The organism is Novacetimonas hansenii (assembly GCF_014843995.1).
In the GTDB taxonomy this organism is placed as follows: Bacteria; Pseudomonadota; Alphaproteobacteria; order Acetobacterales; family Acetobacteraceae; genus Novacetimonas; species Novacetimonas hansenii.
Genome location: NZ_CP062147.1, coordinates 3,202,994 through 3,227,526 on the forward strand (window position 1 = coordinate 3,202,994; position 24,533 = coordinate 3,227,526).

The window sequence follows — 24,533 nt, forward strand, 5'->3', positions numbered from 1 at the left end:
TTCTTCGAGGCGAAGCCCTAAGCCCTAAGCGCGTAAGGAATGGGAGCAAATGACCGCTTTTCTAGGCTGATTGATCCACATCGGACGCTCCGCTTCCGACCCAATTTAGCCGTGAGAAATCGCGCTTCATATTTCCGCTATACGGAAAGCATTGAAAAATCCAGAATGTCGGAGATGGAGGCGATTGCCGCCTGCCTGCTCAATGCATAAGCAGACAGGCGGCCCGGAGAAGCGAATCCATTAAAAACCCACCACGACATACACCCCTCCCCCGCCTGCCCGTTGATGTTTACTCATCCATCCCATTACTTACGCAAACACCGCCGATTGCCGCATCAAGCGATTTTCACCTTTTCCACGACTGTATGACATCGCCCAATGGCTCCAGGCCTCCCTGGAGAACCACCATGACTACGCGATACAGACCTTCTCTGATCGAAATCATTCTACCTGACGGCGATGTCGATCCACACCTAACGGACGTGAGCGTCCTACGTCTGGCCCGGCTGATCGGTCGGCAGATGGCCCGTGAGGAACACGAACGCCTGAGGCGTCATGGACATCGTGGCAGACGAATATTGAAACTCGCCCGGAAATCGTGATCGTCAGACGATCCGAATTGGCTACCGCCCGGAGGGCCACCCCGAGGTAAGCTTTTTCGCCTTCTCCAACCCGAAAGACACTGCCCGGAGTTCTGCCATGATCCGCGTCGCGCTCTATGCCCGCTATTCCTCCGACAACCAGCGCGCCGCGTCGATCGACGACCAGTTCCGCATCTGCCGCGCCCACGCGAAGCGTGAAAAATGGAAGGTCGTGGACACCTACCATGATGCGGCGATCTCCGGCGCCAGCATGATCCTGCGGTCCGGTATCCAGACTGGCATCGCCGCCCGCGATCACGAAGGGATCAAGACGCAGCCGCTCACTCTCCCGCCCCTGCTGGCCGCGCTGCCGCATGACGCCGGCCATTCAGAGGGTCGCCTTCTCGGCTGCGGTTAGTGGGCGGGCCGGAAAGACACGGCAGGGTGTCTCGTCCGTCGTGGACTTGCGGACACCGTTCTCGGTCCAGCCCTGAAGGTCGTTGAGGGTGTAGACGATACGGCCACCAATCTTCCGATAGGTCGGGCCGGTGCCATAGGTGCGATGCTTTTCCAGCGTGCGGATGGAAATGCCGAGGAATCGCGCTGCATCGGGCGTGCGCAGGAAACGGGGCGGCAACCCCGTCTTGGGATCAAGCATGATCGGGCCTCCGGTTGGGTTCGGCAGCTGTCGGTCACGACAGCGGGCCATGGCGAACCGTGGCGGAGGATCGGCGGCCTGGAGAGTGCCGGAATTAGGTGGGAGTGATTCCGGCACCCCGATAAGGAACGCTTATTGGAAGGAACGCTACGTGCGATGAACAGAATATCTGCCACTTCATAAAGAAAATAAAACAGCAGATACCCGGTTACACTAGTTTTTCCGAGAGCCAGATCGTGTTCCACGTCGACGTGGAGCAATTATAGATAAGCGCTTGTGCAATGCAAAATGGATTACCATTTGTTTATCGCTCAGCAATGTTTGCTCTCCACGATATATCCACCTATACCGCATATGGGTTCCAGTTGTTGCTGTTCGGAAGGCGTTTCCAATAGCACCTATTCTGTATAGATCTGAAAGTATTTCTTCAACAGACCGACGCTCAATCAATTTTGATGCTATTTTCGATTTCGCCGCATACTCATCAAACCTAGTTTTTATATCACCAATATTAAAATATGCGGCACCGCCGCTCAATATTTTTTCAATACACTCTATCTCGTTGTCCGAATATATAGCACTTAATTCGTACCTTACCTCATCCCATAGTTTTGATGAATATTCTATTTCTGTATCATGCAGAATACTCTGCGAAAAAAAGTCGTTGTTAGGGAATATTTTTTGCGCCAGCGAGAGCCTCCAGACAATATCTCGCGGCTTATAAAAAGATTTATCAAGCAAAAATGCTTCCAGAGGTACGCCGTCTACAGAACTCGGAAAGTAGTTAGCAATAGGATCTTGGTCTGAATCTATATTTTCAAGTTTTTCTGAAAAATTAATTTTTCTAGAAATGATATCTATAAGAGGATGCGTTGTTGATCTATTCGTATGATGCCAAGATATAAGGAACCCTTTATCGTGTACAAGTCGGTCCACCTCTTGGCCGAGAGATCCCATTGAGTCGATTACTTCCGATCTAACAGCACCAATAATATGTATATTTATTTTAGCTCTTCTAAATTTCTCATTGACCGAAGCGATAGTAAATAACAAATCGCGAACTAACCGCTGATCACGCTTGTGCTGCTCTGGAGTATGATAAAATGCCTCTAACTCATCAAAATATATATAAAGCGGGCGTACAATCTCCAAAGAAGAAATAAGTGCAGAAACTCTTTTAGCCAACGCCTCGAGACTGACTTTCCCTTGGCTATTATGCTTTTTAAACTCAGCGCCTAATTCAGCTTCAAAAAATTCGATATCTGCCTTAATTTTTACATGAGCGCCCTCCAAGCGAGGCATAAATCCAATCGCCTTTTGGAAGATATTGTCATCATTTAACCCTAATAATCGGGTGATTTTCGACTTTACGCCATCACTGCCAATACCTACCAAGTCTGGGTTTGCTTTGAGATTTTCGCCTATTTTATGTACTATAAACCACCCCCATGCCGATTTGAAATCCTGCGATATTTCCATGCTTTGTGCATCTATATCGGTCCACGATACTCCTACTTCTTTCGATAAATGCATTCTTTGGTCTTCAGTAAGATCAGTTTTAAATAAAATGAAATCTGTAACTGCGTCTTTACTTCTCGTCGAATGTGCATGCCATCTAAGTAAAGATGTTTTCCCTGTCCCTCTGAAGCCCTCAACAAAAAATATGTCTCCATTGTGAAGTCTATCCGGCTCTACAGAATCCGGAACAAGAAATGTATCAAATGTTCCTTGGTCACGCTCCGACTCTGGAGTAAGGTATTCATGTTTCCCGTCAACTTTTCCGATCCGTAGCTTTTTGAGAGGGAGGTTCATTATTTCACCATGCTTGCATTTATTAATTTGAATACGACCTAACCAGGCATATGAAACACTATGCAACTGTCTATCAAAGACTTTTCCGCATGCATTGTATAGTCAAGAGTTGTATGCCTGTTTTTCAAGAATTTCGCTGAATCTTTCAAGAGGCGAATATGACAGCATGAATGACCCAATTCCTGTTCAAAACTCAACGGTCAATCAGCCTGATCGGATAACGCAACAGGTCACGGTAGCCGCCACGAACATAATACCTCCCATCGGCAACAAGGCGACGGACCTGATTCTTGCGAGGATCGCTTTCCCAATCGGCTTTTCTTCCGCAAAACCCGAGCAGGGCTTCGGCAAGCTTGCGATAACTCGCGCCAGCCGCCCGCCCATCAAACGCCCGGAGCATCAAGATATGCCGATCCCGTGTTTGTTGCGGGAAATCATGCGCCCACCTGCCCTCAGACCGGCCGACCAGCGCGCGCCATAAACGCAGCACAGCCTCCGCGCGAAGCTCCAACAGCTTATCAAGTGGCAGGATCACGACATACGTGGCAGGCCCATCCACCGGACGTGTCGGGAGCCAAAATTGATGTGACGACACACCAGACCGCCAGAAGCCATGCCACGCTTCACCATCATCCTGCCGCACGACTAGGTCCGGCAATTCCGCAAGGTTGATGGGCATGGCGACCGGATTATCTGCGTCAGCAAGAGCCTCGCGCAATTCGATGACGTCAGGCGAGAGTTCCGATATCCAGAAAACAGGCGTACGGTCGGCAGGCTGCGCCGGATCGACTGGGAAATCGCAAACCCCATCGTTCGGAAAAGGCTTTGCTGCCCCCTGGCTTCGGAGCCGCAAGCGTTTTCGTTCGCTGGAACGCGCGACGGTATTCGTCGTCACGTCGAAGATATTCCCAGGCCATGCCGGCGGCAGCAATGTCTTGTGCGTGTTCGTAAGCGGCCGGCGACTGCCAATCTGATATCGGCATCGCATTACCCTTCCTCTTGCGCCTACTTCTGGCAGCAGGAGCATCAGGATGCGCAACGGGAAGATTTTGTGCAGACTGCATTTAGAGATATGTCGATCTCGTAACGCGATCGCACGATATTCTGGCATTCGTCCGCGTCTGCCAGAATAGTTCGCGAACCGGGCACTCGTCCGGCAAGTGGCGCTTATTTTCTATCTTCCTGCCGCCGATCCGCGAAGTCGGATCGGCGCAAATTTGTGCGGACAGACAGGCCAATGAAGGGGGCACCGCATAACCGAATTGTCGGCCCTGCGGCGTTCACTCTCTATGTCGCTATTTTCTTCGCCGCGTGCCAGGCCAGGCGCCGGGCCGCCGTTGCCGCGTGATCCGGGTCCAGTTCCATGCCCAGCCAGTCACGCCCGAGATGCTGGGCTGCGACCAAGGACGAACCGGAACCCGCGAACGGGTCACAAGCGCAACCGGCTCAACGGCACACGTCGGCCGAAATCCCTGCTGTCGGGTCTGCTGTTCTGCGGCCTGTGCGGTGGCCCCTACGCCCTGCGGGGTTCTGACCGTTTTGCCTGCTCAGGCCATGTCACCAATGGCTCCTGCACCAACAGCCGGACGATCCCCCGCCCCGACCTGGAACGCCGGGTGCTCTCCGGTCTGAAGGACCGGATGATGGCGCCGGAGATCGCGGCCGAAGCGATGCGGGCCTATGCTGAGGAGACCAATCGTCTCAATCGCGAGCGTCGCTCCAATACCGATGTCTGGCAGGTGGAACAGGTGAAAGTCGAGAAACAGATCCGGGGCATCATTGAGGCCATCAAGGAAGGTATGTTCCATCCCAGCATGAAAGCGGAGATGGATACGCTCGAAGCCCGCAAGGCTGAACTGGCATCCTTGCTGTCCGACGTTCCCGATGCTGTCCCGGACATGCTGTCAAGTGCTTCGGCAGTCTATGCCCGCAAGGTCGGCCGCCTGACCGACGCCCTCAACCGCCCCGAGGAACGGCTGGAAGCCGCTGAGGCACTTCGGGCGCTGATCGAGAAGGTCGTGCTGACGCCCGGCCCGAGCCGGGGCGAGATCGACGCGATGCTGTATGGGGAATTGGGGACGATCCTGACCTGGATCGAGCGGCAAGCCATTGGAAAGACTGAAAAAAGAAACACTCCCGGAGCCAGGGCTTCGGGAGTGTCGGTATCGGTGGTTGCGGGGGCCTGCAACCAAAGAAAACTGCTGCTTGTCAGCGGGTTCGTAGAGAGGCTCGCTGCATGACATAGTCGATTGATAAACAATCGTTTTTATCAATATTCTATCTCGCTGTGACCTCTTTCGATCAGACCGTGTCAGTCAGCCAGTCCTCGGTTCGAAGACCCTCTACCCGCTGAAATTCTCGCAGATTGCCGGTCACCACAATCAGCCCTCTGCTCCGGGCATGCCCGGCAATCATGAGATCATATGGACCTATGATACGGCCATTCCGTTCAAGTTCGGCCCGAATGTCTGCCGTATGGGCGGCCGCTTCACTGTCGAATGGCAGGATCGCCAGCCTTGCAGCAAAGTGCTCGACCTCACGTCTTGTGCGCACGGGATCAGACGAGCGTTCCGCGCCATAAAGCAGTTCATACAGAACCACGTCCGAGATGCAGAGTTCCTCCGCACAGTTGTTGAACCTCGGACGCAGCCCCTGCGGCCGATCTCGCAATACCCGGATACAGAGGTTCGTATCCAGCAGGTAACGCAGCATTCAGAGCGCCTCACGTTCCTGCATGGCCGGCTGGTTCCGCTCTCCCAGATCCACCCTGGGAGCCGCAAAGAAATCATCCCACGCTGCGTCAGCGGGGGCGATGATCCGTCGTGAACCTTCGGACATAATGACGACGTCACGCACCTGCTCCCCGAAGGCGACCATCTTCGGCAGACGCACTGCCTGCGAGCGGTTGGATAGAAAGAGTGTCGTACGGGTCAGCATCGGCCATCCCTCCCAATGGATATGCATAATGTATATCCCATTTCAACAAAGATGTCCCGTACTTTCGGGCCCCTCCGCACCACATGCCTACAATCCGGACAGGTGATACAGTGGCCCTTCCGCCTGCCCCATGATGGGATCGCTCTCCTCTCTCCCGGAAAGATAAAAAGACAGCATTCATGACAGACAGGCCACGAACACAAAGTGACGCTTTCGCCCGGGCAAAAGAACGGGGTCGCCACCTGGCAGCCACCATTCTGTCAGATCCGGACATGCTGACGGTTGAGGCTTTTGCCCACCGCCTCGGCCTCACTGTCTCAGACCTGCGTGATCTGAAACAGGCCCATGCTGTCCTCGTTCTGCCAGGATCCTCACCACGGGAAATCCGCTATCCAGTCTGGCAGATCGACGCAACGAGACAGCCCTTCCCTGTCCTGCCCGCGCTTTTCGATGCGCTGGGCGATAGCGGATGGACCATTTACCGCTTCCTGATGCAATCTCATCCCGAACTTGCCGGTCAGACAGCCCTGGAAGCGCTTCGTGATGGCAGGGACGCACTGGTCGTCCAGCTTGCCCACAGCATTGCGGAAGGAACCTTCGCCTGACCGCCAGCCGGGTGAACCTCTTCACTTCACCCCTCGCACACCCTGCGGGCCCGCAACGTGAAGCGTAACCCCGACTGTCCGGCTGCCGGTGTCATGGCAACCGGCCCGATCATCCTCCGCAGCTTCAGCACGGTTTCCGTATCATCCCTTTCCCTCAGCGCGCCGATCAGCTTGCGGGCCTGTGTCGTGAAGCGGCGTGGAGCCGTCAGAACCGCACGTTGGTGGGCGCCGGCAATCTGCAGGCTGGCACGCAACTGGGCCGCCCGATCTTCGAGTTGCTGCATGCGCGTCTTCAGCGCAGGCGTATAGAGCCCATCCTCGATTGCCGTCATCACTGACTGGATACGCCCATCGACCACCACAAGCTCCTGGCGCTCCTGCTCCATCCGCCTCTCCTGCAGATCACCCTGCGCCTGTGTCTCCTGCTCCAGCGGTTCCGCATGAAGCATGATCGTAACGGCGGCTTCCTCCAACACCGAACGGATTTCCGCATCCATGACCCGTCTCTCCACCGTCCGGCGATTGTCACACGCCTTTTTCCGGGCATGCGCAGCGCAGCCATAGCGTTGCCGTCCGACATGAATGATCTCTCCGCCACACAGTCCGCAGGCCAGCAGTCGACACAGCCCGGAAGATGCCGGCAGAAGCCCCTGCTCCCTCGCCTTCGCAGCAATCCGCACGCCTTCGGCAATCGCCCGGCTGCGGTTTTCGATTTCATCCTGCCGTAACTGCACGGCCTGCCAGAGCGCATCACTCACGATCCGCAGTTCCGGCACCTCGGTCCGGATCCAGCTTTCAGGTGGGTTGGGTCGCGCCAGGCGGCGGCCTGTCTGCGGGTCCTTGAGGTAACGCTGCCTGTTCCAGACCAGCACTCCACGATAGAGTTCATTGTTGATGATCCCGGTGCCACGGCTGCGATGTCCCCGGATGGTCGTGCCGGACCAGAGCCGGTTTCGAGGCCCGCAAATATCCTCGGCGTTCAGTGCGACCGCGATACGTCCTGGCGTCTGGCCATCAGCGAAGTTCCTGAAGATTCGACGGATCACCGCGGCCTCACGTTCATTGATCTGTCGCGCCCCTTCCCCCTGATCGGTGGCGACATCATACCCATAGGCGAGCCCGCCTCCGGAGCGGCCCTGCTCCACCCGTCCCCGCAGACCACGGTGGGTTTTCTCGGCGAGATCCCTGAGGAACAGCGCGTTCATCGTACCCCGGAAGCCCACCTGCAGTTCGTCAACCCGTCCGTCGGACACCGTGTGCAGGGCAACCCCGACGAAGCGCAGCCGTTTATGGATCCGCGCCATGTCCTCCTGATCCCGGGAAATCCGGTCAAGCGCTTCGGCGCAGACAATGTCGAATTGTCTGGCCCTGCCATCCTCCATCAGGCGCTGAAGTCCGTCGCGTCCCTGCAGGCTGGCGCCCGAAACCGCCTCGTCATGATATAGCCCCACGATCTCCCAGCCTTGCCGCTCCGCCAGTTCCCGACAGAGCCTCAACTGGGCGTCGATGGAACCGGGGTTCTGCAGGTCGGAAGAATAGCGGGCATACAGGGCAGCCTTGAGCATGAGCATCGTCCAAAAGTGCCCGCTTATGCCCGTTTTTCAGCACCTTGAGATCCCGCAGAATGACCGGAGGCGCGACGTGCCAAGTTGTGACAGGTCCAGCAGGCCCGGACGCCCCCTTCTGTCCGGGCCGAAATCGCGCGGTCCACGGACGCAACCGACGTGCTGGTGCGCCGCTTCTGCATCAACGACGAGACGGTACGCAAATGGCGCAAGCGCGACGTGGAGGGATGCACGGACCGGAGCAACAAGCCCCGATCGTTAGCCTAGAAGGCGACGGAGGAAGAGCGCGCGATCATCTGTCACCTGCGGCGAACGACCGAATTCGGGCTCGATGACCTGACCTTTGCGATGTACCACTTCCTGCCGCACCTCAACCGAGACAGTGTCTGGCCTTTCCTGAAGGACGCAGGTCTCAACCGCCGGCCGCCATAAGAACAGCTTCACCCGGCCCGGGGTGATGGCACGTTCAGGAATTATGACCTTGGCTACGTCCATATCGACGTGAAGCATCTGCCGAAGCTGCAGACCGCGGATGGGGAGGCCCGCAAGCGCTTCCTCTACGTCGCGATCGATCGCTGTTCGCGTTTCGTGCATCTGGCCGTCTACGACGCCGAGACAGCGGCCAATGCCGTAAACTTTCTCACTACCGTCAAAGAGGCTTTTCCCTTCCGGATCACTCATATCCTAACCGACCGAGGCTCATGTTTCACTGCGGATGCGTTCGAGAAAGCATGCCGGGGCCAGAGGGTGGATCAGCGGCAGACCCGGACCTACTCGCCCCAGACGAACGGCATGGCCGAGCGATTCAATGGTCGCGTCGCAACTGAGGTCCTTCCAATCAACGTCGCGCACCACACAGATCTCGAGATCCTGCTGCGCGGGTTCAATCATGCTTACAACCAGCACCGGCAGCGGGTTCTGGGCGGCCTCTCGCCTGCCGCAAAGGTAAATGAACGCATCCAGTTGCAACCACGTCTTCGTAATCGCAGCTACACTTCCGATAAAAAGACCGATATCATGGATGATGTCGATCGCACCATGATCCACGCCAATGACGTTTCACAACCTCACAGCTAGGCTACGGCCAAAAGTCGAATGGACTGTCGGCGCGTTGTGGAATACCTCTTTGTTGTCGTGCTCTCCACTTTCATCCCCAGAGCACGCCCCAGTTTCTTCGTAACAGCTGGATATAAGCCGGATTAGAGTAGAGGAGAGGGGTTCCATCCGGCCTTAGATAGAATTAGAATATACAAAAAGTCGCATGCAGTAAGTTGATCAACGCCATTTGAATGCCGAATATGACCATAACTGAAAATCCTCACGAACAGCTCAGCTTCCGACCACGTGCACGGCTGCTACAACTGCTGGGTGACCAGTTGATCGGCACGTCTCGGCTAGCTGTATTTGAACTAGTCAAAAACGCCTACGATGCTGATGCCGAAGACGTGCAGGTTACAATCAACAAGATTGACAGCACTTCACCATCGATCACAGTCATCGACAACGGCGTTGGCATGTCTCCTGAGACTGTCAAGAACATCTGGCTAGTGCCTGCGCATGATCACAGGGAAATCCAGCGCAAAGAAATGCGACGTACCCAGCTAAATCGCCTTCCACTTGGCGAGAAAGGGGTAGGACGCTTCGCTGTTCATAAGCTAGGCGACTCTATCGAACTAATCACGCGCGCGGCCGGTCAGAAGGAAGTTGTGGTAATAATCGACTGGAGTGCGCTGATTGCCAAACCGTTTCTCTCGGATGCTACGGTTGAAGTGATCACGCGTGATCCTGAAGTGTTCATTGGGACTTCGACTGGTACCCGTATCACGATAACGGAGTTGCGTGATCGCAAGTGGACACGCGGCGATGTCCGACGTCTGCAACGGCAGATCACGTCCATTTCCTCGCCGTTCGCAAGCAGGTCGGATAGGTTCGAGGCGACTCTTAGTGTACCTGAGCACGAAGATTGGGTTGCAGGCGTCCCCGATGTCGAGGCACTTCTCGCAAGAGCCCCTTGGCGCTTCAGCTTTTCCTTCGATGAAGGACGTCTCAACTACGATTACGCATTCCGAGGTGTGACCGGCATCAAAGTCGCACCTCGTCATGTCGAGAAGTCCAACCAGCCGCTACAGATCGTACCGGAACGCGACGACGATACGCCGGGTGGTCGACGCGGCTCGCGGCAGATAACTGCGGATACCGCGCTAGCAACCGGCATTGGTCCTGTAACTGGTACTTTTTACGTTTACGATCGTGACCGAGCTATCCTTAATAAGCTGGGTGACAGCCAATTAGTAACCAGCTTTCTAGATGAAAACGGCGGCATTCGTGTCTATCGTGATGGCATTCGCGTTTATAATTACGGCGAAACTGGTGACGATTGGCTTGGCTTGGACCTTCGCCGTGTCAACACGCCAACCCGCAATATCAGCCGTAATATCGTCGTTGGAGCTCTCGATCTAAAGCTCGAGCGCAGCGACGGCTTGAAGGAAAAGACAAACCGAGAAGGCTTTGTCGAAAATGACGCATATCACCGTTTCCGGCAGATCGTACTTGGCGCCCTTGCCGTCCTCGAAACCGAACGTAAAATTGACAAAGATAATATCCGTATCCTGACTAAAGTCGGCAAGGATCCTGAAACAGAGCGTATTCAGAAGCCTTTAGCAGAACTTCGCGCTGCAGCAAGCCGCCACAAGTTATCTGCAGAGATGGATCCTCTTATCAATAGGGTCGAGCGCGACTACGAGGAAATGCGAGAGACGATGCTTCGCGCAGGTCTTTCAGGCATGAATTTGGCTGTAGTCTTTCACGAGATTGAGCAGGGTGTCCGGGTTCTGTACGATGCTATAGAAAGTGGCGGTAAACCGGATGCCATCCAGACGCAAGCCAAAGAATTAGTACGCATTCTAGATGGTTTTAGCGAATTACTAAGGAAAGGTGATAGAAAACCGCATAGCCTCAAAAACCTTGTGCGCCGCGTTCGGGACATCAACAAAATTCGCTTTCGGACGCATGATGTGCGGCTCTCTGCCCCCATGCTTGAGGAAGATGCCGCCGACATAGAACCGAGCTTCGCTTTCAGCCTTGCACTCGGTGCGCTTAACAACCTGCTCGATAATGCATTTTATTGGATGCGTTTCCGCTGGCCCGAGGATGACAATCCATCACAGCCGAAGACGTCGCCTCGAGCCATATGGATGGGCATTAGTAATGACATAGCCGAAGGGCCGGCGATCGTCGTCGCCGATACAGGGCCTGGATTGCAAGACGATCCCGATCGCCTCACAAGGCCGTTCTTTAGTCGACGGCCGGACGGCATGGGTGTCGGCCTTTACTATGCCAACATGGTGATGGAGCTGAATGGTGGACGGCTTGCCTTCCCTGACCGAGAGGATGCGGGTGTGCCAGAAGAGTTCGATGGTGCCGTAATAGCCCTAGTCTTTCCAAAATCGAAGGGCAAGTAATGTTCGCCGCACCACGATTTTTAGCAGTTGACGACAAGCCTAAGCACCTCGAGGCGATTCTGGAAACCTTCCAGCGGATAGGGGCACCATGCATGGGTATTTGCTTCGATCCATCGGAACCCCTTGAAAAGACGGTTTTTCGAGGAGTTAGAGCCCTATTCCTTGATCTTCACCTCATCTCCGGGGTGAAAACTACGGATGATAAACAACACTTTGCCAATATTGCTTCGATCCTTGAGGACAACATCAGCGAGATCGGGGGGCCATTCATCCTGATTCTTTGGACTGAGCACGCGCATATGGCTGTTGCTCTTACCACTTACCTAGAGCAGTCTCTAGACAGAGAGAAGCCATGGTGCCGCCCATTGGCAGTTATGGCGCTGGCAAAAGAAAAATTTATCAATGTCGGTAATGGTACCATAGAGTTAGCTGATGATCTCAAACAGGCTGTTGAGTCTGTGCTCAACGAGAATCCCCAGATCGCCGCATTGATGGAGTGGGAGAAAGACGTTCTTGCTGCTGCAGGCGAAACGCTGTCCTCACTCACATCCCTCGTTCCAGCAGAAAGGCGCAGTACGACGCAATTTGGTGATGCGTTAGATGAAGTGCTCAGTCGACTTGCCGTGGAAGCCGTCGGTAAAAAGCATGTCAGCCAAGACCCACGAACTGCGGTTACTTCTGTACTTGCTCCAATTCTAAGCGACCGTATCGTTAATCAAGAGACTGTCACCGCTACGGCAGAACTCTGGAGTAAAGCTGTTACCAGATATGGAGATAAGACACTCCCGCAGGCTACTCCCCTTGAGGCAGGAGGAATCAACCGGATGCTTCATGTCTCTATGCTAAGCGGGGAGCAAATTACGCCGGCCGACTGGGGTGCGGTAAGTGAGGTACCCTTAGAGTTATGGGATAATGATAATCTGACAGATATGTTGGGCGTTAATATTGACCATCTGCTGCGACAAGAATTCAAAATCAACCGCAAGCATCATGGTCTATGTCGACCTAGGCTGGTCCGCATAGGTGCAATTTGTGACCATGCGCAGCAGCGTCCGGGGCCCCTACCATTGCTTTTTGCGGTCGAGGTTCCTATCCATGTTGAGCGACTTCTGAAGGATAAGCAAGGAAATAATCTCCCACCGCCTGCAGCAGAGTGGCGATCACCCGTCATTACGCTACCTGATCAGTCTGAGCCATTCGTCTTACATGTCAACAGCCGGTTCGAAATCACGCGGCCTGCAGTGGCAATGGAAAATTGGACAGTGAGTTATCGGTTACGCGAACAACTTTTAATGCAACTCATCACTCATACTACAACTTACGTTGGCCGCCCCGGTATTGTCCGCCTCGGTTAGAAAAATCAACAAGAGCACATGGCAATTGCGCTCATGACAAGCGAACAGGCACCGTTGACAAGACTCAGGATGCAAGGCGGAGTTGGATCATAATTCAACAAATAAATCGCAGACAATCCCGTGGCCCGTCGAATCTCCAAAGCTTGCAACATCATCCGTATCCACGGACGGTCCATACAGAGAGTCACTAGAGCGGTTCCACTTTAATCTGGTTCATATCCAGAGGCTGTAAAGAAACTGGCGCATTGGCTGGGAGTGAAAGCCGGAAGCAGCGCGCCGACGGTATCCCACAAAGCACCGACAGTCCGTTCGGCTCTGGCGCGCAGCAAGGCCTTGAGTTTTGAGAAGGCCATCTCGATAGGATTGAAGTCCGGGCTGTAGGGCGGGAGGAACATCAGTTTCGCCCCTGCCTGCTCAATGGCCTTCTGTGTTGCCGGCAGCTTATGCGCCGGAAGTTTGTCCATCACGACGATATCGCCCGGCTTCAGTGTCGGGATGAGAACCCGTTCGACTCATGGGACCATCATGCACGAAGGGCGCGGTCAGCGCCTGTCAGGCGCAGCCCCCCGGTGAAAGTCGTGGTTTTCCAGTGACCATGCGGCACACCGGCGCGGCAGCGTTCCCCGCGCAAGGCACGCCCGCGCAGACGGGCCATCTTCGTGGAGAGTCTGGTTTCGTCAATGAACACCAGACGCTTCGGATCAAGGTCAGGCTGGAGATCAAACCACTCCTGTCGTCGTTTCAGGACGTCCTCACGCTCCTGCTCCAGTGCATGAGCGGTCTTTTTTGAATGTCCATCCGTGTTGCCGCAGCCAGCGACTGAGCATACTGCGACCGATCCCGACGCTACGTTCGCTTTTCAGACCTGCCATCATTTCGTTGAGCGTGATGTCTTTCTGCGCTTCGATCATGCCCGCGATAAACGCTTCGTGCGCGTCCAACCGTGACCCGCGCGGCTTGCCCTGACGACGGGGCGTCTGCTCGCCGCTTTCGCGTTCCCGACGCAGCCAGCGGATCGCCGTCGAAATCCCAACACCGAACCGCGCCGCAATCGAGCGGGCTGACGCTCCCCCAACTCCAGCTTCCAGAACCCGCTTCCGAAGATCATAACTCAATGCTCGTGCCATCACCGTCTCCATCAGAAAAAACGGTGAATCACAAGACGCCTTCAGTGTCACCCCTCGATTCAGGGTTCAGTGGAACCGCTCTAGGACAAAGCGATCAACCAAGTGATTGTCGTAATAGTGGTTTGCCACGCTGTTTCATGCCCTTTACCACAGCTTTCAGGACCGGATTATGATATGATGTTACTAATCTAGGCTGAAACGGGACCTAGCAGCCTGTCGGGTTGGCCATTTTTAGGGTCATAAGACCGAGGCTACCCGGCTTATGTTGCCTGAAGCCGTGCCATTCTTTTGCAGTTAATGCGAGTGCAAAGAGGAGCCATTTAGTCGTGACTTTTGCAAGGTCACGCAGGCTGTATCTTCTGAAACCCATGATGCTTTTGATAATTCCAAATACTGGCGACACGATCCGTTTTCGTAGTCTGTAAAGATCTCCGGCTTTTGTGGTTTCCAGCCTCTCCTTCATGGCGATCAGCGGCTCAATGCCCTTTTCCTGCAGTTTCTGGACTGCTTGTCCGCTGGCATAACCGGTGTCGACGAACACCGTCTCCGGGAAATCGACTGTATCTTCCATCGACAGCATCGTGTCGGCAAAAGTTGGCGCAACTGGAACAACGCCAGGTTCGCATTAATATGGATGGGCGCAGTCGCTGTGCTCATTTGAAATAACCGTAGCATCATCTTCAAAACAGTGGAACTGGATTGATCTAAGCTGTAGAGATACTCAAAATAGCTAAAATGGCTCATTTATAATGGAGCAGATGACATGCAGATCATGTCTGCTAAAGACGCTAAGAACAGTTTCGGGCTTCTGCTTGACCGGGCCAGAGCGGCGCCGGTCCAAGTGGAAAAGCATGGAAGGCCCGTTGTCGTTGTTGTTAGCGTCGAAGAGTTTCAACGGCTGTCGTTTGCATCTGCCGCGTCACTTGAGCAAAGCAAGATCTGACCATAGACATGCTCGAAATTGATCCGATCATCAAAGAATTTCCTGTACGCACCGCAGTTCAGCGCAATCAGACGTGGCGCAATATGGCCTTCCCCGTAGTGGATGTGTTCGCCGGTCCGGGAGGCCTTGGCGAAGGCTTCGCCCTCAGTTCAGATGAGAAAGGCAAACCCCGCTTCAAGAGCGCAGTGTCCATCGAAAGAGACATATTTTCGCATCAGACACTTCTTCTTCGTCACTTCATCCGCCAGTTTCCTCAGGGAGAAGCGCCGGACGATTATTATACGTTTCTCAAAGGAGGCATGACCCAAGAGGAGATGTATTACCTCCATCCCGAAGAATATGCCCACGCGGCTTCGGCAGCATTGCGGATTTCTCTCGGCCCGGAATCTCATGCCGAAGTAAAAAAAATTATTCGAGATCGTGTTGGAGGCAGCCGTCGATGGGCGCTCGTGGGAGGACCGCCATGCCAAGCATATTCGCTGGTTGGGCGCTCGCGAATGATGGGCCGCAAAGATTTCGCTGAAGACGAGCGGCATACTCTATACCTCGAATATCTCCGGATAATTGTCGATCATTGTCCGCCAGTGTTCGTGATGGAGAATGTGAAAGGGCTTCTTTCTGCTACAATTGCCGGCCAGTCGGCTATCACCCGCATCGTGCGCGATCTTTCACATCCAAGAACTGCTATTCCCAGTGCACCCAGCGACCTCTTCTATAAACTATATTCGCTTACGGAGCAGGAGATGGCTGAGCAGGATGTGGACCCCCGCCTGTTCGTTGTCCGCGCCGAGGAATTTGGCATTCCGCAGGCACGGCATCGCATGTTCATTGTCGGCATCCGCAACGACCTAAAAATCCGTCCGGGGCTACTGAAAAAAATGACCGCTCCGACCGTTCAGGAGACCATTGGATCGCTGCCTCCCGTTCGTAGCGGCCTCTCAAAGGCGAAAGACAGTCCCGCAGCGTGGCTAAGAGAACTTCGCGCTGTTTCGTCTATGGATATCCGTAGTCAGCTCAAAAGTGCTGCCTATGCGGATAACATCGCCAAGGCGTTGGATTTCCACAATCTGATTGAGCTCAACTCACCTCGCGCAATATCGTCAGCCCGATACGTCATCCACAAGCCTGTACATAATGTGCTACGCAGCCTCTATGATGAGAGGCTGGCGGTGCTGACTGCCCATGAGGCAAGAAGCCACATGGCGTCTGATCTTCGCCGCTATATCTATGCCGCCACCTTTGCAAAAGAGACTGGACGAAGCCCGAAGCTGGCCGATTTCCCGATAAGCCTTCTGCCTAATCACAAGAATGTCGAAGAAGGCCGAACGGGCAAGATGTTCTCGGACAGGTTCCGGGTGCAACTCGCTAGCCACGTCTCTACAACGATCACATCGCACATCTCCAAAGACGGCCATTACTTCATCCACTATGACCCGGCTCAATGCCGCAGCCTGACGGTGCGTGAAGCGGCGCGGCTCCAGACCTTCCCTGATAACTATTTCTTCGTAGGCCCACGCACGGAGCAGTATCATCAAGTTGGTAACGCGGTTCCGCCCCAGCTTGCTAAGCAGATCGCGGATATTGTTGCGCAAGTCCTTAATGCCTTACCGGATGACGAATAATGGTGGATTCGATTTCGGCGGAGCGCCGAAGCTGGAACATGTCACGGATCAGGGGACGCAATACCGGTCCGGAAATACGCCTCCGGTCACTGCTCCACCGCGCAGGTTTCCGGTTCCGGCTCCACGTCAAAGACCTGCCCGGTAAGCCCGATATCGTACTGCCGCGGTATCACACTGCCATCTTTGTCCACGGCTGCTTCTGGCATCGCCATGCCGGATGTCGGAACACGACCATGCCCTCAACCAGAACCGAGTTCTGGCAGAAGAAGTTTGATGGAAATGTGGAGAGAGATAGGTGCAATAGGGTCGCACTTGAGGGAGCAGGCTGGACTGTTATCACAGTCTGGGAATGTGATCTGAAAGCTGACGCTTTGAGGATCGTGAATCGCCTCTCTTCCGAAATTCGCAAGACCACCTGATGGCAGGGATACGACATCTGAGACCGAGCGCCATCTGGCATGTACGCCTGCGTACGGAGCAGTTGGTTGCGGGTATCAAACACCCCGATTTGAACCTACCGGTGCCAAATCATTGAAATGATTATGTATTTGATAGGCGTGTGGTGTGTGGCGCAACAAAAAACCCCGCCAAGTCAGCGACTTAGCGGGGTTTTTAAGGTGTTTATGGTTGCGGGGGAAGGCAGCCAACGATACTTGCGATTGGTGGATCGCGAGATACCCCGTCTTGCCGCGTGAGACAGAGATTATGCCAAAGTGTAAGCACAGAAGTAACCTCCGGCGAGGCCGTCCATCCCCGCTCGACGCAGGAACGGCCCTTCAACGCTCGACGAGGGCCTCCATTGCGGCGGGGTAACGCTCGCCCCGGAGGGTAATGGAGGAGAGACGCTTCTCGATCGTCCGAAGATCTTGCCCGGAGAGCCGGACATTCACTGCGCCTAGATCGTCTTCGAGATGAGCCAGCTTCCGTGCGCCGGGGATCGGCACAATCCAGGGCCTGCGCGCCAGCAGCCAGGCGAGCGCGATCTGCGCCGGTGTCGTGCCCTTGTTCCACGCGATCTCTCTGACCAGATCGACGATCGCCTGATTGGCCCTCCGGTTCTCCGTATCGAAGCGCGACGTCGCGTTGCGGAAATCGCCTGTCGGGAAGGTGGTCTTTTCGTTGATCGTGCCAGTCAGGAAGCCCTTGCCGAGCGGGCTGAAGGGCACGAAGCCGATGCCCAGTTCCTCCAGCAGCGGAATGATTTCCGTCTCGGGTTCGCGCCAGAACAGCGAATACTCGCTTTGCAGTGCCGCCAGAGGCTGCACCGCATGCGCCTTGCGGATCGACTCGCCCCCCGCTTCGGACATGCCGAAATGCCGCACCTTGCCAGCCGCGATCAGGTCCTTCACCGTCCCCGCCACGTCCTCCACGGGCACATCGGGATCGACGCGATGCTGATAAAGCAGGTCGATGGTGTCGGTGCGAAGGCGCTTCAGCGACCCTTCCACCGCGCGGCGGATGGTCTCGGGGCGGCTGTCTGGCCCGTCCGCGATCACGCCGTTGCGGAAGCCGAATTTTGTGGCGATCACGACCTGATCGCGGATCGGCTGCAACGCCTCGCCGACGACGTCCTCGTTTGTGAAGGGACCATAGACCTCCGCCGTGTCGAAGAACGTGACGCCGCGATCATGCGCCGCACGGATGAGCCTGTTCGCGGCAGCCGAATTGCGGCTTGGGGCGAAGCACCAGCAGGTAGTGCGCATCGTCCGTACCGATGGAGCGCGCCGGTCGTGAGCGGGAGCACCGGAGCAGAGGAGGCGAGCAAACCGGTACCTCCGGTCAGGCCGCCCGGCGAGATGCGGATGCGCGTGACGCGACCGCCGGTCACGCGACTGTCGCGCAAGGTGATCATGGGGCTGACGCTGATGGCGATCATCGGCGTCGGGGGTGCGCTCTATGTGGCGCTGAAGCCGGCACCTCGAACGGGCAAGGCCGAACTCTATAATACCGGCAATCGCACCACGCCGGACGGGCTGGCGACCCTGCCGGGAGACTATACCCACCCGCCGCGCCTCGGGCCTCCGCTGCCCGGCGATCTCGGCAGGCCGTTCCTCAAGGCAGGCGTGGGTGCCCCCGGCATGGCGACACCCGCCGCACCGGCCGATCCCGAGAAGCAGCGCATGGCCCAGGAGCAGGAAGCAGCCCGGGTCAGTCATCTCTTTACCCAGACGCAGGTCGGGCGAAACAGCGCCGCCCCGGTGACGGCCGGTGCCACCCCGCTTCTGGCCGCCGGTGCTGCCACCGATCGCAACCAGGCGTTTCTCGATGGCCCGGTCGACCAGCGTACCGTCAGCGCCGTGCGTCTGACGCTCGCTCCCAGTCCGTATGTAATCCAGGCGGGATCGATCATTTCCGGCGCGCTGATTACTGGCATCCGCTCCGACCTGCCCGGTGAGGTCACGGCGCAGGTGACGGAGAATGTCTATGACAGTCCGACCGGCCATATCCTGCTGATCCCGCAGGGCGCGAAACTGATCGGCCGCTATGACTCCCAGATCGCCTACGGCCAGACCCGCGTGCTGCTGGTCTGGACCCGGCTGATACGCGGGGTCGGGGATTCGATCGTATTAGAAAACGAACCTGCCGCCGATGCGGCGGGCTACGCCGGGTTGCAGGACCAGACCGACAATCACTGGGGGGAGGTGTTCAAGGCCGCTCTGGTTTCGACGATGCTGAGCGTGGGTTCAGAAGCCGATATTGGCGGTAGCAATGGCATCGCCCAGGCGCTGCGCACCGGCGGATCGCAAGGATTTAACCAGATCGGTGAGCAGATGGTCGGACGCTCGCTCAATATCCAGCCCACCAATACGATCCGGCGCGGTTTTCCCGTCCGGGTCATGGTGCATCGCGATCTGGTTCTTTCCCCCTACAGACAGGAGGCTCCCCGATGACAAAGCTCAGGCTTGGGCCGATTGAGAATGACAAACCGGTGCGGCTGACCATTGAGCTACCGGCCACCGTACATCGCGATCTGGTTGAATACGGGCGGTTGCTGGCGCGTGAGAGCGGTCAGGCCGAGATCGCAGTAGCGAAGCTGATCTCACCAATGCTCGCTCGTTTCATGGGGGCGGATAGGGGCTTTCGGAAGCTGCGCGGGGAGAGGTAACTCGCCAATAGGGCTTTGCCCGGTCACGCATGAAGGCGACAAATTTTCCTACTACGGGATCTTCGCTTTCGGCACGCCAGACCAGATTGATCTTGAACCCGGCATCTTCCTCGTCGATTGGGATGAATTTCAGGCCGGGGAGGTTGAGAGTCGAATAAGTTTGCGCTGCGACAGTGACGCCGTATCCTGCCCGCACGAAAGCGAGCAGGGTCATGTTGCCCGTTTCAAAAATGCGCACATTAATGCCGGGTAGCCGCGTAGCAAAGAAATCACGACCGATCCTATCTTTTCCCCACGACCATAGAAGCAGATTTTCGTTTTTGAGGTCAGTCCATTGAATTGTTGTTTTTTCGGCGAGGCGGTGAGTATTTGGCACGGCCGCCATCAAGGGCTCGAAGTAAATTGGAGTATGCGGGTGGTGTTGAGAAAGGGCTAATTCAGGAAGCAAGGCAACGTCGATATGACGTTCGATCAGTGCGGAATGGAGTGTTCTTTCACCCGGTTCGTGTGGTGTGACACTTATGCCGGGATAGGTTGTCCGCCATTCGACGAGCAAACTTGTCAGGACGGCGTTTAGAGGTGGAAGATGAAAACCGAGATGCACCTCTCCGATTTCTCCGAAGGAACTTCGGTCGAGTGTTTCCGTGAGTGCATTTGTCTCGCGCAGGACGCGACGGACACAGCGTAATGCTATGCGTCCCGCAGTCGTAAGTTTAATGCCAGAGGAGGTTCGTTCAAAGAGCGCAACACCCAGTTGATCCTCAAGTCGAGCAATTGCTCGGCTGACCGTCGATACTCGCAGTTGAAGGGATGATGCGGCCTTCCCGAAACTTCCAGCTTCAACAGAAGCCAGAAAATAGCGGAGTTCCGCAGTGCGCATGGTCGTTATGGTCCCTTTCTGCCTCGGTTCCTATTTGTTCCATCCGTGCTTGTCCGACATGTGTTCCACGTGGATTGTGTAGATATCGTCCGGCCATGGATTTAAGGCTTCTCTTATGAATTGATACGTCGGGTGATGTGCGACATTGAGGTCAAGATGCCGCTTGAAGCGCCTTGCGTCCCTCCGCGTCCAACACCGCGAAATCTTCCTCAGACAGGGTGATGTCTGCAGTGGCGATATTCTGCTCAAGATGCGCGACCTTCGAGGTCCCGGGGATTGGCAGCATCACTGGACTGCGCTTTAGGACCCAGGCCAGAGCGATCTGGCTCGGGTGAGCGCCGTATTTGCCTGCCATGGTGTCTAAAATCGATCCCGGCTTGGCGAGGTCGCCGGCCGCGAGCGGGAACCACGGGATGAATCCGATGTTTTGCGGCGTGCAGTAGTCGAGCACGTCTTCGCTGCTGCGATCCACGAGATTATAGCGGTTCTGGACGGTCGCCACGTCAAAGAACTTCGATGCCGCTTTGATCTCTTCTACGGAGACCTCGCTCAGTCCCGCGTGGCGGATCAGTCCCTGATCGATGAAGGACCGGACCGCCTCGAACTGCTCATCCGCCGGGACTTTGGGATCGATCCGGTGCAACTGCCACAGATCGATCTGCTCGACGCCGAGATTCCGCAGACTTTTATGCACCTGCTGGAGAAGATATTCCGGTCGTCCGACCGGCTTCCAGATATCTGGCCCCGACCGGGTAAGCCCGCCCTTCGTGGCGATCACGAGACCTTTGGGATATGGGTGAAGCGCCTCTTTAATCAGCCATTCTGAAACATCCGGCCCGTAGGCGTCCGACGTGTCGATGAAGTTGACGCCGAGTTCGGGAAGGCGCTTCAGCGTGCGGATGGCCTCGTCGTGATCGGTGGGCGGTCCCCATATGCCTTTGCCCGTGATGCGCATGGCACCGAAACCGAGCCGATGAACGGCGAGATCGCCGCCGATCGTGAAGGTGCCGGAGCTGGCAGCGTTGGAAGCTGTATCGGTCATGGTCCTCGGTCCTTATTTCCAGCGAGTGGTTAAGGGATCAGTCATTTCGTCAGGCCGCGAAGCCACCATCGATGTTGTATGCGGCGCCCGTGATGATGCCGGCCTCTGGTCCGGCAAGATACGCGACCAGCCCCGCAATCTCCGCGCCCGTGGCATGGCGTTTGATCGCCATGAAGTCGTGCATCACGTCTTTCAGCGGTCCATCGGCAGGGTTCATGTCTGTATCAGTGGGGCCGGGCTGGACGACATTGACGGTGATGCCGCGCGCTCCGAAATCACGAGCCAGTCCTTTGACCATGCCTTTCAGTGCGGCCTTGCTGGCGCTGTAGGCTGCAAGGCCAGTCATCGGCATACGGTCTGCATTGGCGGACCCGATCAAGATGATGCGGCCCCCGGCGGGCATGGTCCGGGCAGCAGCAATGGCGGCATGGTAAGGCGCATGGATGTTGATACGAAACAGCCGGTCGATGTCATCCGGGGGGATCTCCAGCGGATCGCCCGCGCCAAGAATTCCAGAGTTGACGACCAGCACGTCGAGAGGACTGAGCGAAGCGATCAGCGCGATGAGAGTGTCCCGGTCGCCACTGTCGGCGCGGAGGGCCTTGCTTCCGGTCTCAGCCGCCAAAACTTCGGCATCGTCCGGGGAAGACCAATATGTGAAAAGAACCTTCGCTCCCTTCGAAGCGAAACGGCGCACGATGGCGGCCCCAATCCCGCGGCTGCCGCCAAGCACGAGGACGGATTTTCCCTCAAAATTGTTCATGACGGCATTTCCTGCTACGCCAAGATTTCTGCCAGCCTGTCGAATGCTGGCTGATAGATACCTGTCGGCATTCTGGCCTCCATACTGGCGGCATGTTCGAGGGGCGCTTCGAACTGTCCCCGCCACTGAATGAACGTTCGGTCACCATCCGTTATGGGAAGAAGGCTGATCGTTGACCGATAGTTACTGATCGGCAGGGCGGACTCGATAATCGAGAACATCACAGTATGATCTACGTCGGATAATGCGAGAAGCTGTTCACGGATCACGCCGACATCGCCCATTTCAAGGCGGCGGACCGCGCCGACACGGTCACCGGGCTCATCGCCCTCGATCACGCAGGTTTTCACCCCCGGCAACCACTTGCCTAGGGCGCCGAAATCACGGATTAGCCCCCAGACGGACGAAACGGAGGCAGGAAGAACGCTGCTGGCCATCACATGGATCATAATGCGGCTCCTGTTCGTGTCTGTCCGGCCATCATAGCGACTGCCCTCCCGTCACTTCGATACGCTGACCATTCACCCAGCGCATATCATCAGACAGAAGGGCACGGACAGCGGCTCCGATATCATCGGGTTGCCCGACACGTCCCAGCGGAGTGATGTCTGCAAGGCTTTTATTTACCGTGGCATCGTCACGGACCAGCCCCCCGCCGAAATCCGATGCGACCGCCCCAGGGGCGACGGCATTGACGGTAATCCCGCGCTCCCCCAGCTCTTTCGCCATGTAGAGCGAAATGACCTCGGTTGCGGCCTTCATGGCCGAATAGGGGCCATGATCCGTCAGATAAAAGCGGGTCGCGGCAGAGGTGATGTTGAGAATGCGGCCGCCATCGCGAAGCAGTGGCAGGAGCGCCACTGTCAGCAGGTAAGGGCCCTTGAAGTGGATGTTGTACTGATTATCGAGTTGTTCGGAGGTAGCGGCATCGAAGCGTGTGTGAATGATGTTGCCGGCGTTCTGGACAACATAATTTAGTCCCTGCAGCCCGAACTCGTTTGCGAGAAGGGCTTTCACCCGCTGAGCAAAATCCGTGAACGACGTATGGTTCGCGATGTCCAGTTGCAGCATACGCAACTTCACTTTTTCATGGCTGAGGGCGATTTCGGCAGCTTTCGCCTCATCTTCATTGGCATGATAAGTGCCGACGACATTAATGCCAGCATCCGTCAGATGCTTCGCGATACTGTAGCCGATGCCGCGATTGGCACCCGTGATAAGGGCGATTTTGGGTGTGTTCATAAACGGACTCCTCGCGGAAAGATGGCGTCCTATTCGGAAACCCAACTTCCGTATCACCCGATCCATAATATGGACATGAAGCGACGTCAAGGAATTGTGGACCGGACGATATGAAAGTTGGGGGTTTTTGTGGAAGGCTACAGTCTGACCCCCGTGTTTTCGGTGTTTTTTTGTCGATTTTTGAGAGGTTTGACAGTGTTGATATCCCACAACGTAAGGAGGGATGTGATGGCAGCATCCAGAGTGTCAACAGTCATTCCATCCCGCGCTTCGCATGTCATGCCATGAAAAAAAGTAGCGAGAATATCGGGCAGGACATCTGTTGACGGGGAGGCCTTCAATTCATTTCTGGCTATGGCGCGCTCCACGCAGGCCTTAATACCTGCCCGCGTACGCTGTCGTTCTGCGGCGAGAAGGGCTTGGACAGGTTCGTTCTCGGGTGAGCAGTTGCTGGCGCCGGACACGACCAGACAGCCGGTCGGATGCGTACGGGCCGCCTGCATGCGCGCTGAGCCGCGTAACGTCCGTTCGATGGCCTCACGTGGCGGCAGGCTTTCATCCCATAAGGGGGCCATGACCTGACCATACGTTGCCAGATAATGCTGCACGACTTCCCGGAACAGGGCTTCCTTGGAACCGAACGCGGCATAGAAACTCGCGGGCGAGATATGGCCCATGCTGGCCTTGAGCTGGGTCAGGGACGTCGGTTCATAACCCTGCGCCCAGAAAAGCGCCGTGGCGGCGTCGATCGCCTTGTCGCGGTCAAACTCACGGGGACGGCCAGTCCGCGCCATGCTAGTGCTCCTTTGAAAAGACTTTCATATTAATCGATCC

General features: G+C 56.0%; 23 protein-coding genes and 6 pseudogenes. 12 read left to right on the forward strand and 17 right to left on the reverse strand.

Going from position 1 to position 24,533, the window contains the following annotated elements; translation table 11 throughout:
- Positions 1-699 precede the first annotated feature (699 nt).
- A pseudogene (locus IFJ82_RS13925) lies at positions 700-879 on the forward strand (recombinase family protein); the annotation flags it as partial.
- A 90-nt stretch (positions 880-969) separates the two neighbouring features.
- Here the strand turns inward: IFJ82_RS13925 and IFJ82_RS13930 are convergent.
- From IFJ82_RS13930 to IFJ82_RS15785, 5 genes and pseudogenes are all read right to left on the reverse strand, one after another.
- Positions 970-1,239 (reverse strand): helix-turn-helix transcriptional regulator, encoded by a 270-nt coding sequence (locus IFJ82_RS13930; RefSeq protein WP_192264970.1) that lies wholly within the window; start codon positions 1,237-1,239, stop codon positions 970-972.
- 213 nt (positions 1,240-1,452) lie between these two features.
- Positions 1,453-3,117 carry a P-loop ATPase, Sll1717 family gene (locus tag IFJ82_RS13935; protein ID WP_192264972.1) on the reverse strand — a complete coding sequence of 555 codons (1,665 nt, stop codon included), beginning with the start codon at positions 3,115-3,117 and terminating at the stop codon, positions 1,453-1,455.
- 127 nt (positions 3,118-3,244) lie between these two features.
- Entirely contained in the window at positions 3,245-3,730 is a 486-nt protein-coding gene (locus IFJ82_RS13940; protein WP_192266578.1) for a DUF2285 domain-containing protein, read from the reverse strand.
- Between the two features lie 49 nt (positions 3,731-3,779).
- Positions 3,780-4,115 carry a transcriptional regulator domain-containing protein gene (locus IFJ82_RS16040; RefSeq protein ID WP_408901691.1) on the reverse strand — a complete coding sequence of 112 codons (336 nt, stop codon included), beginning with the start codon at positions 4,113-4,115 and terminating at the stop codon, positions 3,780-3,782.
- A 223-nt stretch (positions 4,116-4,338) separates the two neighbouring features.
- Positions 4,339-4,482: pseudogene (locus IFJ82_RS15785) on the reverse strand (DNA methyltransferase); the annotation flags it as partial.
- A gap of 89 nt (positions 4,483-4,571) precedes the next feature.
- Between IFJ82_RS15785 and IFJ82_RS15835 the strand changes: the two are divergent.
- A pseudogene (locus tag IFJ82_RS15835) lies at positions 4,572-4,622 on the forward strand (hypothetical protein); the annotation flags it as partial.
- 45 nt (positions 4,623-4,667) lie between these two features.
- Entirely contained in the window at positions 4,668-5,291 is a 624-nt protein-coding gene (locus IFJ82_RS13945; RefSeq protein WP_239026136.1) for a DNA resolvase, read from the forward strand.
- 61 nt (positions 5,292-5,352) lie between these two features.
- Here the strand turns inward: IFJ82_RS13945 and vapC are convergent, their stop codons facing one another.
- Both vapC and vapB read right to left on the reverse strand, forming a co-directional pair.
- On the reverse strand, positions 5,353-5,763 hold the full coding sequence (gene vapC / locus IFJ82_RS13950; protein ID WP_192264975.1) for a type II toxin-antitoxin system tRNA(fMet)-specific endonuclease VapC: 411 nt from the start codon (positions 5,761-5,763) through the stop codon (positions 5,353-5,355).
- The gene (gene vapB / locus IFJ82_RS13955) at positions 5,764-6,015 is read right to left on the reverse strand and encodes a type II toxin-antitoxin system VapB family antitoxin (protein WP_456306888.1); all 252 of its coding nucleotides are present in this window, start codon (positions 6,013-6,015) and stop codon (positions 5,764-5,766) included. It abuts the gene before it with no gap.
- A 152-nt stretch (positions 6,016-6,167) separates the two neighbouring features.
- Here vapB and IFJ82_RS13960 point away from each other — a divergent pair, with 152 nt between their 5' ends.
- Positions 6,168-6,593, forward strand: coding sequence for a hypothetical protein (locus IFJ82_RS13960; protein ID WP_192264976.1), 426 nt, complete (start codon positions 6,168-6,170; stop codon positions 6,591-6,593).
- A 26-nt stretch (positions 6,594-6,619) separates the two neighbouring features.
- Here IFJ82_RS13960 and IFJ82_RS13965 read toward each other — a convergent pair whose 3' ends face one another.
- Entirely contained in the window at positions 6,620-8,158 is a 1,539-nt protein-coding gene (locus IFJ82_RS13965; protein ID WP_192264978.1) for a recombinase family protein, read from the reverse strand.
- 132 nt (positions 8,159-8,290) lie between these two features.
- On the opposite strand from IFJ82_RS13965, the pseudogene IFJ82_RS13970 reads away from it, so the two are divergent.
- From IFJ82_RS13970 to IFJ82_RS13980, 3 genes and pseudogenes are all read left to right on the forward strand, one after another.
- Positions 8,291-9,235 (forward strand): annotated as a pseudogene (locus IFJ82_RS13970) (DDE-type integrase/transposase/recombinase).
- 221 nt (positions 9,236-9,456) lie between these two features.
- Positions 9,457-11,619 (forward strand): ATP-binding protein, encoded by a 2,163-nt coding sequence (locus IFJ82_RS13975; RefSeq protein WP_225578688.1) that lies wholly within the window; start codon positions 9,457-9,459, stop codon positions 11,617-11,619.
- A complete protein-coding gene (locus tag IFJ82_RS13980; RefSeq protein WP_192264982.1) occupies positions 11,619-12,974 on the forward strand; it encodes a hypothetical protein in 1,356 nt (451 codons plus the stop codon). The genes IFJ82_RS13975 and IFJ82_RS13980 overlap by 1 nt, the downstream gene beginning before the upstream one ends.
- A 203-nt stretch (positions 12,975-13,177) precedes the next feature.
- Here IFJ82_RS13980 and IFJ82_RS13985 read toward each other — a convergent pair.
- Positions 13,178-14,101, reverse strand: a pseudogene (locus tag IFJ82_RS13985) (IS630 family transposase).
- 260 nt (positions 14,102-14,361) lie between these two features.
- Positions 14,362-14,702 (reverse strand): annotated as a pseudogene (locus tag IFJ82_RS15950) (transposase); the annotation flags it as partial.
- 162 nt (positions 14,703-14,864) lie between these two features.
- On the opposite strand from IFJ82_RS15950, the gene IFJ82_RS13995 reads away from it, so the two are divergent.
- From IFJ82_RS13995 to IFJ82_RS14005, 3 genes are read left to right on the forward strand one after another with little or no spacing between them, the layout of a single operon-like run.
- On the forward strand, positions 14,865-15,044 hold the full coding sequence (locus IFJ82_RS13995; RefSeq protein WP_192264984.1) for a type II toxin-antitoxin system prevent-host-death family antitoxin: 180 nt from the start codon (positions 14,865-14,867) through the stop codon (positions 15,042-15,044).
- Between the two features lie 8 nt (positions 15,045-15,052).
- On the forward strand, positions 15,053-16,666 hold the full coding sequence (locus tag IFJ82_RS14000; RefSeq protein WP_192264986.1) for a DNA cytosine methyltransferase: 1,614 nt from the start codon (positions 15,053-15,055) through the stop codon (positions 16,664-16,666).
- Positions 16,667-16,704: 38 nt separating this feature from the next.
- Positions 16,705-17,085 carry a very short patch repair endonuclease gene (locus tag IFJ82_RS14005; RefSeq protein WP_239026137.1) on the forward strand — a complete coding sequence of 127 codons (381 nt, stop codon included), beginning with the start codon at positions 16,705-16,707 and terminating at the stop codon, positions 17,083-17,085.
- 357 nt (positions 17,086-17,442) lie between these two features.
- Here IFJ82_RS14005 and IFJ82_RS14010 read toward each other — a convergent pair whose 3' ends face one another.
- Positions 17,443-18,309, reverse strand: coding sequence for an aldo/keto reductase (locus IFJ82_RS14010; RefSeq protein WP_338042253.1), 867 nt, complete (start codon positions 18,307-18,309; stop codon positions 17,443-17,445).
- Positions 18,310-18,462: 153 nt separating this feature from the next.
- On the opposite strand from IFJ82_RS14010, the gene IFJ82_RS14015 reads away from it, so the two are divergent.
- Both IFJ82_RS14015 and IFJ82_RS14020 read left to right on the forward strand, forming a co-directional pair.
- Positions 18,463-19,557, forward strand: a complete 1,095-nt coding sequence (locus IFJ82_RS14015) for a TrbI/VirB10 family protein (RefSeq protein WP_003618881.1) — start codon at positions 18,463-18,465, stop codon at positions 19,555-19,557.
- On the forward strand, positions 19,554-19,772 hold the full coding sequence (locus IFJ82_RS14020; RefSeq protein ID WP_003618883.1) for a DUF2274 domain-containing protein: 219 nt from the start codon (positions 19,554-19,556) through the stop codon (positions 19,770-19,772). Before IFJ82_RS14015 ends, IFJ82_RS14020 begins: the two co-directional genes overlap by 4 nt.
- On the opposite strand, the gene IFJ82_RS14025 is transcribed toward IFJ82_RS14020, so the two are convergent.
- From IFJ82_RS14025 to IFJ82_RS14050, 6 genes are all read right to left on the reverse strand, one after another.
- Positions 19,726-20,652, reverse strand: a complete 927-nt coding sequence (locus tag IFJ82_RS14025; protein ID WP_003618886.1) for a LysR family transcriptional regulator — start codon at positions 20,650-20,652, stop codon at positions 19,726-19,728. The two genes, IFJ82_RS14020 and IFJ82_RS14025, sit on opposite strands and share 47 nt — an antisense overlap.
- 151 nt (positions 20,653-20,803) lie before the next feature.
- Positions 20,804-21,694: an aldo/keto reductase gene (locus IFJ82_RS14030; RefSeq protein ID WP_003618888.1), complete on the reverse strand. Its 891-nt coding sequence runs from the start codon at positions 21,692-21,694 to the stop codon at positions 20,804-20,806.
- A gap of 49 nt (positions 21,695-21,743) precedes the next feature.
- Entirely contained in the window at positions 21,744-22,457 is a 714-nt protein-coding gene (gene bdcA / locus IFJ82_RS14035) for an SDR family oxidoreductase (RefSeq protein ID WP_003618890.1), read from the reverse strand.
- 14 nt (positions 22,458-22,471) lie between these two features.
- Complete coding sequence (locus tag IFJ82_RS14040) at positions 22,472-22,906, reverse strand: SRPBCC family protein (RefSeq protein WP_003618893.1); 435 nt, start codon at positions 22,904-22,906, stop codon at positions 22,472-22,474.
- Positions 22,907-22,937: 31 nt separating this feature from the next.
- On the reverse strand, positions 22,938-23,699 hold the full coding sequence (locus IFJ82_RS14045; protein ID WP_003618896.1) for an SDR family NAD(P)-dependent oxidoreductase: 762 nt from the start codon (positions 23,697-23,699) through the stop codon (positions 22,938-22,940).
- A gap of 137 nt (positions 23,700-23,836) precedes the next feature.
- Entirely contained in the window at positions 23,837-24,493 is a 657-nt protein-coding gene (locus IFJ82_RS14050) for a TetR/AcrR family transcriptional regulator (protein WP_003618898.1), read from the reverse strand.
- Positions 24,494-24,533: the final 40 nt, after the last annotated feature.